This is a genomic window from Mesorhizobium sp. M7A.F.Ca.CA.004.12.1.1 (genome assembly GCF_003997835.1).
In the GTDB taxonomy this organism is placed as follows: domain Bacteria; phylum Pseudomonadota; class Alphaproteobacteria; order Rhizobiales; family Rhizobiaceae; genus Mesorhizobium.
The window spans coordinates 1-5293 of the sequence record NZ_RZRK01000437.1; the positions used below are offsets into that span (position 1 = coordinate 1).

Sequence of the window (5293 nt, forward strand, 5' to 3'; positions counted from 1 at the left end):
TGCCCCAGCCCCGATCCCGACAGATCGCCCTCGGCGGGAGCCGAAGCGATCGTCAGTGTTTCCTGCCAATGGCTGATCGAATGCCGCCGGCTTTCCTAGTCGTCAAATGACGACGGTCCGCCGCTTTGTGCCGCCAATGACCGCTTGCGGTGGCCGGACTGTTACATCGAGGATACACATTCCATTCGACTAATTTACCGGCGAGTGGGGCGACAAGCCGCACGAAAACCCGTCGGCCCGAGCTACCTTGCACAGCCAGCCATGTTGCCCCTTGCACAACATGGCCGGCAGCAGCAAAGAGCCGGCTTTCGAGCTTGATCCGAAGGATCAGCTTGTCGGCGCCGACGGTCCGCCTCTAGCCCGCGCCAACTGGCCGAGCCGACCATGACAGCGGTCTCGCCACGAAGCGCAGAAGGCACGATTAATCGAGGAGCCGATTTGGCTTGCCACCATCCATCTTGCTTTTGTGGATACGCTCCAGAATTGCGCGGGCAGCCTCGGCTCGCTCCTTCGGCCGCCCGGTCAGAAGCTGGCCTCCCAGTGAAGCCGGCATCTCCATCTCGCAATCCCAGACCGTCCATGCGTTGGTCGGGTCGAGTATGCAAATGTACCTCTGGAGCCTTTTTTCATCGGTCAACTCAGGTGCTCCCGACATCGAGGCTACGCACAGGACTTGGCAGGACCAGCGCATGAACACTCCACACGCTACGGCTTGACCGGTTTGGTCTCTTTCTTCGGCTGTACGGCCATCGACGGCCCCTCCGGCGGCGGGCCGGCGGCGTCCGGCTTCGACTGCTCTGCCACCGGCGTGTCGGGCGCTTGCGGGCCACCTGATGTCAGGTTGACGGACACGCCGTAGATCTTCCACTGCCGGTCAGTTGGCTCGAACATAAGCTCGAAATTGACCTGCAAGGGCACCGACGGGAAGAAGCCAGCCATATGCAGCATACCGTTCGGCTCGATCTGAGGCAGCAAGGTCAGCTGCGGCTCGAGCACCGCGACGGCACCGAAGTCGAGTGCCTGCTTGCGCTGGTTGGCGAAGATGTCGCCGAGCCCTGCCGCACTGTTGGCCTGGAAATTCGGCGAGCCGAGATCGCGCAAAACGGTGTAGTTACCGGTCTTGTTGGCTTGGTCGAGCGCCAAAAGCGCACCGCGGATCAGGATCAGCACCCCATTGCGGTCGATACCGGCAGGCCGCGCCGTCTTTTGCCCCACCCGCTTTTCCTTGGCTTGCGCATGCGCGGGCTGCGCAGGCACCGCGGCGGCCATCAGCGCGATGGCCAATGCGGCGAAAAAACCGCGGGCGCCCGAAGTCCGCCAACCGGGCGCCCGCCACTGCAACGGCACGGAATGCTGAAGCCCCAAACCCCGCATCATCCCGGCCGCGTCAGTTCAGTGTCCATGAGGCTCCAACGCTGACGCCGACATCGCCACGGCCGGTGGTTGCCGATACGGCGGCGTTCATGCGGAACTCCTCGCTGGTGTTGTAGCCAAGGCCGAGCGCCAGCCCCGATTGCCCTTTGAAATGACCGAAGCCGCCAGCCAGCGACAGTTTGCCGGGCCTGTCGTCGTAGCGCAGCCCCGCTGTCGCCAACGCCAGCGCGGTGCCGGCACGCGCTTCCGTGCGGGTTTCGCTGATCTCGCCGCCCAGGTTCTGGAAGCCGGACTCCAACGCACCGACGCGGCCGTCGAGAGCCGCGATGTTGTTTGGCAGGTCGTTCAACGCTGCGATATCAAAGGTGGATGTCGCCAGATTGCCGGCACCGTCCGTAGTCACCAGATGCGTGACGCCAACCTGCTCAGCCCTGCTGGCATCCGAGGCAACACCCGAAAGCGTATAGGTGTTCGTGGCACTGCCGAGCTTAACCTGGTTCGTGCGGTCGGTCACAATACCCTGGCCGATGGCGACGGAATTGTCGAGATTGGCCTTCGCACCGCTGCCCAACGCCAAGGCATTCGAGGCATTGGCCGCGGCGCCAGCTCCGACCGCCGTCGAATTCACCTGCCCATCGGCGGAGATGCCCGCCGAGGCGCCGCTGCCCAGGGCGGTGTTTGCCCTGTTCTGGAAGCCGTTTATTGAAGTTCCGCCGGTAATGGCCTGCGCTCCAACAGCGGTGTTGTTGTCTCCATAAGCCGATGCGGAATAGCCATTCGAAACCGAGTAATCGCCCAGTGCCTTGCTGCTCATTCCGGTAGCCGTTGCCCCTCCCTCGCCGGTGGATCCCTTCGCCTGGCTGTCGTAGCCTGTAGCCGTTGAACCGTAGCCCAGGGCCTTGCTCGCCGAACCGGTCGCAGTCGCATAGAGCGACGTGGCCTGGGCGCCCTGTCCCGTCGCGGTGGCATCAGGGCCCGACGCTATTGCGTGGTAGCCCGTGGCGGTGGACTGCGAACTCGTTGCTTCCGCATAAGCGCCTGTCGCCGTTGAAAGTCGGCCTGTCGCCTTGGAACTTGCACCGAACGCGCTGGAACCCAGCCCATTGGCCGTTGCGAAAGTCCCCACTGCGGTCGATATGTCCCCCTCAGCCTTGGCCAAGGTTCCGACAGCCGTAGCAAAGCCAAAGGTGGGGCTCGCCGGATCAGGCGGATTGGCGCTGGCCTGGGAGCCACACGCTAAGCTGTTCGGTCCGGAAGAGGTCGCACCACCATCGGTGCCGTCGTCTATCAGACAGCGATACTGCGCAAAGCCGCTGCCGGTCGTCAGCAGCAGCATTGTCCCCGCAAGCGCTAGTGACAGGCGAATTTTCAAAGAGAAAACCAACATCCACCCCCGAGAATGACGCCGCGGGGTTGCCTTGCACCAGACTTGATGCCTCTCCAGCCACCCCACAACGATTGTTTCGGCTCAGCGTTGGAAGAGATCCAACGAGCAATAAGCCGAACCTGACAATGGCGAGGCATCCCGAACAGTCGTCATATGACGACTGTTCGTCGCTTTGTCGGGTGGTTACGACCTTGTTGAACGAGGCTGTGACTCCAAAACCACAGATTAGTTTCTTCTAATACTTCGCGGGCTTGACCTGGAACCACTACAACTTGGCTGCACAGCGTCACAACTTGCGCGAGACGATCCGCATGTTTAGGCTTTCTCCCCAACGACAATCCTTGAACGCCGGAAGGGTCAATGGCTGACGTCAGCATCGAAGCGGTCTCCGCAGTGGTCGGCAAGGTCTATGAGGCCGCCTATGACCAGGGCCGCTGGCTCGATGCGGTCAACGGCCTGCGCGATCTGTTCGGCGGCTCGCGCTCCTGCATCGTGCGCATCAGCCCACAGACCTTTGACGCTGTTGCAACCGATTTCGATCCGGAGTTCACCTCGCCAAAGGGCATCGAAGCCCTGCTGCGCGATCCGCTCGCTGCCGCATCGGCCGCCTTGCCCCTTGGAGAGGTCAGTCGGTGGCCCCTGACGGAGGAGGTGGCGGCGTTCCGCCGCCGCGAACTCTGGCAGGACTGGCTGCGGCCGCGCGACATGTATCACGGCCTCGTCTCCAACCTGCTCTCGTCGAACGACTCGCACTGGATGCTCAGCATCGATCGCGGCCCAGGGCAGGAAGCCTTCGGCGCCGAAGACATCGACCTGTTGCGCAAGATCGTGCCGCACATGCGGCGCGCCGGACAGATCGGCCAGCAGTTGGAGAAAACGTCGGCCCTGGCGTCGGCGTTTTCGCATCTGCCATTCGGCGTGTTTCTGATCAACGGCCATCAGCAGATCGCACAGATGAACGGGGCCGCCGAAGCGATGTTGTCGCGGCCCGACAGTCCGTTGCGATTAAGGGATGGCACAATCGCGGCCGCCAGTGCCGAGGATACGCAGGAGCTGGAGCGGCTGGTTGCCGACGCCTGCTCGCTGCATGACGGGGTCATACCGGGCGTCGGCGGTACACTGCTGGTGCCGTCCGATCGCCGGCAATCCGACCTGGCGCGACTGGTGCTGTCGGTGGCGCCGTTCGTCGATGCCCGTGCCTATGGCCTGGCGTCCGAACGTTGCGCGGTGGTCATGGTGACGGAGGTCGCCCGCCGTATTCCCGACGGCTTCGAGTTGTATGTCCGCGAGCTATTCGACCTGACGCCGGCCGAAGCCCGCCTGGCGACGGAACTGGCATCGGGACGCTCGCTGAAGGAGGTCGCGGCAGCGTCCAACATCACGGTAAAGACCGGCCGCACCTATCTCGAACGTATCTTCGCCAAGACCGAAACCCGCCAGCAGAGTGAACTGGTGGCGCTGCTCAAGAGCACCGAACCGCTCACCGGGCGCAGGTAGCAACCTGGTTTTTGGAACCCGACAGTCGGCATATGCCGACTGTCGGAGGCAAAGCATTCCGTGCAAGTTCCGCCCTCGATTGCAGCGGCCCGCCTTGAGGCGGCGGGCCGCTGCCGATGCGGGGAAAGTCGATGTTCGAAACCGGACACGCCGTGGTGGCGGGGTTGCTTCCGTTCGCCATTTCCTATGCGCTGGTGGCAATGCTGCCCGGCGCCAACTTCGCCGTCGTCACGCAGGCCGCGCTAACCGCTTCGCGCGCCACGGCTCTGTCTGCCGCCGCCGGTGTTGCCTTGGGCGCGAGTTCGCTGGCGACCATCGTCGCGACTGGCGCCGGAGCGTTGCCGTCAGGGGGCTTTGCACACCAGATGGCCGCCAGCCTCTACGGTGCAATGCTGGTCTTCATCGGTTGGAATTCGATGCGGCGGGCGCTGTCGATCAAGGTTGGCTTCGACGTGCCGAAGCCCGTTCCAATCACGCGATACTTTCGGCTGGGCTTTGTCACGGCAGTGGCAAACCCTGCCACCGCATTGTTCTTCGCGTCCTCCACACTGAACTTGGATGCGCGCGGGGCAATGCACCTATCCTTGGCTGTGCTGGTTTTTGCCATTGCCATCGCCTGGTTTGGCCTTCTCGGCCTTTGTATTTCCCAACCGGTCGCCCAGCGATTTTACGCACGTTTTCGAAAGCATGCAGACATCGTATTGGGAGGAACTCTGGTGGCGCTCGGCTTCTCCGCATTTGGACATTGAGCGACAGGTGTATGCGCCCACTTGTCAGCCGCGGTTGGGCAGCTCCACGTTCTTCAGCAACGCCACGAGCTGGCTTTGCTGGCGGGTTCCGGTCTTGGCGAAAATCCGTTCGAGATAGGTGCGGCCGGTTTTCACGGTGATGTTGGAACGCGCCGCCGCCTCCTTCAACGGCCGCCCTTGCGAAAGGGCGGCCGCCAGCCGCGCTTCGGCGGGCGTCAGGTCGAACAGGCCGGCAAGCAGGGTTGGCGAAGGCACCATGGAACTGGCGCTCACCGCCGTCGCGGCG

Annotated in this window: 5 protein-coding genes and 1 pseudogene; 2 read left to right on the forward strand and 4 right to left on the reverse strand. The window is 63.2% G+C overall.

Going from position 1 to position 5293, the window contains the following annotated elements; translation table 11 throughout:
* Window positions 1-421 precede the first annotated feature (421 nt).
* The 3 genes from EN984_RS21740 to EN984_RS38920 form a co-directional block, all read right to left on the reverse strand.
* Window positions 422-637 carry a hypothetical protein gene (locus EN984_RS21740; protein WP_127271747.1) on the reverse strand — a complete coding sequence of 72 codons (216 nt, stop codon included), beginning with the start codon at window positions 635-637 and terminating at the stop codon, window positions 422-424.
* 68 nt (window positions 638-705) lie between these two features.
* Window positions 706-1284, reverse strand: a complete 579-nt coding sequence (locus EN984_RS21745) for a hypothetical protein (protein WP_245480096.1) — start codon at window positions 1282-1284, stop codon at window positions 706-708.
* Window positions 1285-1387: 103 nt separating this feature from the next.
* Complete coding sequence (locus EN984_RS38920; protein ID WP_245456832.1) at window positions 1388-2710, reverse strand: YadA-like family protein; 1323 nt, start codon at window positions 2708-2710, stop codon at window positions 1388-1390.
* Window positions 2711-3121: 411 nt separating this feature from the next.
* Here EN984_RS38920 and EN984_RS21755 point away from each other — a divergent pair, with 411 nt between their 5' ends.
* Together EN984_RS21755 and EN984_RS21760 are read left to right on the forward strand one after the other, a co-directional pair.
* Window positions 3122-4258 carry a helix-turn-helix transcriptional regulator gene (locus EN984_RS21755; protein WP_127271745.1) on the forward strand — a complete coding sequence of 379 codons (1137 nt, stop codon included), beginning with the start codon at window positions 3122-3124 and terminating at the stop codon, window positions 4256-4258.
* Window positions 4259-4389: 131 nt separating this feature from the next.
* A complete protein-coding gene (locus tag EN984_RS21760; RefSeq protein WP_127271743.1) occupies window positions 4390-5007 on the forward strand; it encodes a LysE family transporter in 618 nt (205 codons plus the stop codon).
* A 24-nt stretch (window positions 5008-5031) separates the two neighbouring features.
* On the opposite strand, the pseudogene EN984_RS21765 reads toward EN984_RS21760, so the two are convergent.
* Window positions 5032-5293 (reverse strand): annotated as a pseudogene (locus tag EN984_RS21765) (helix-turn-helix transcriptional regulator); the annotation flags it as partial.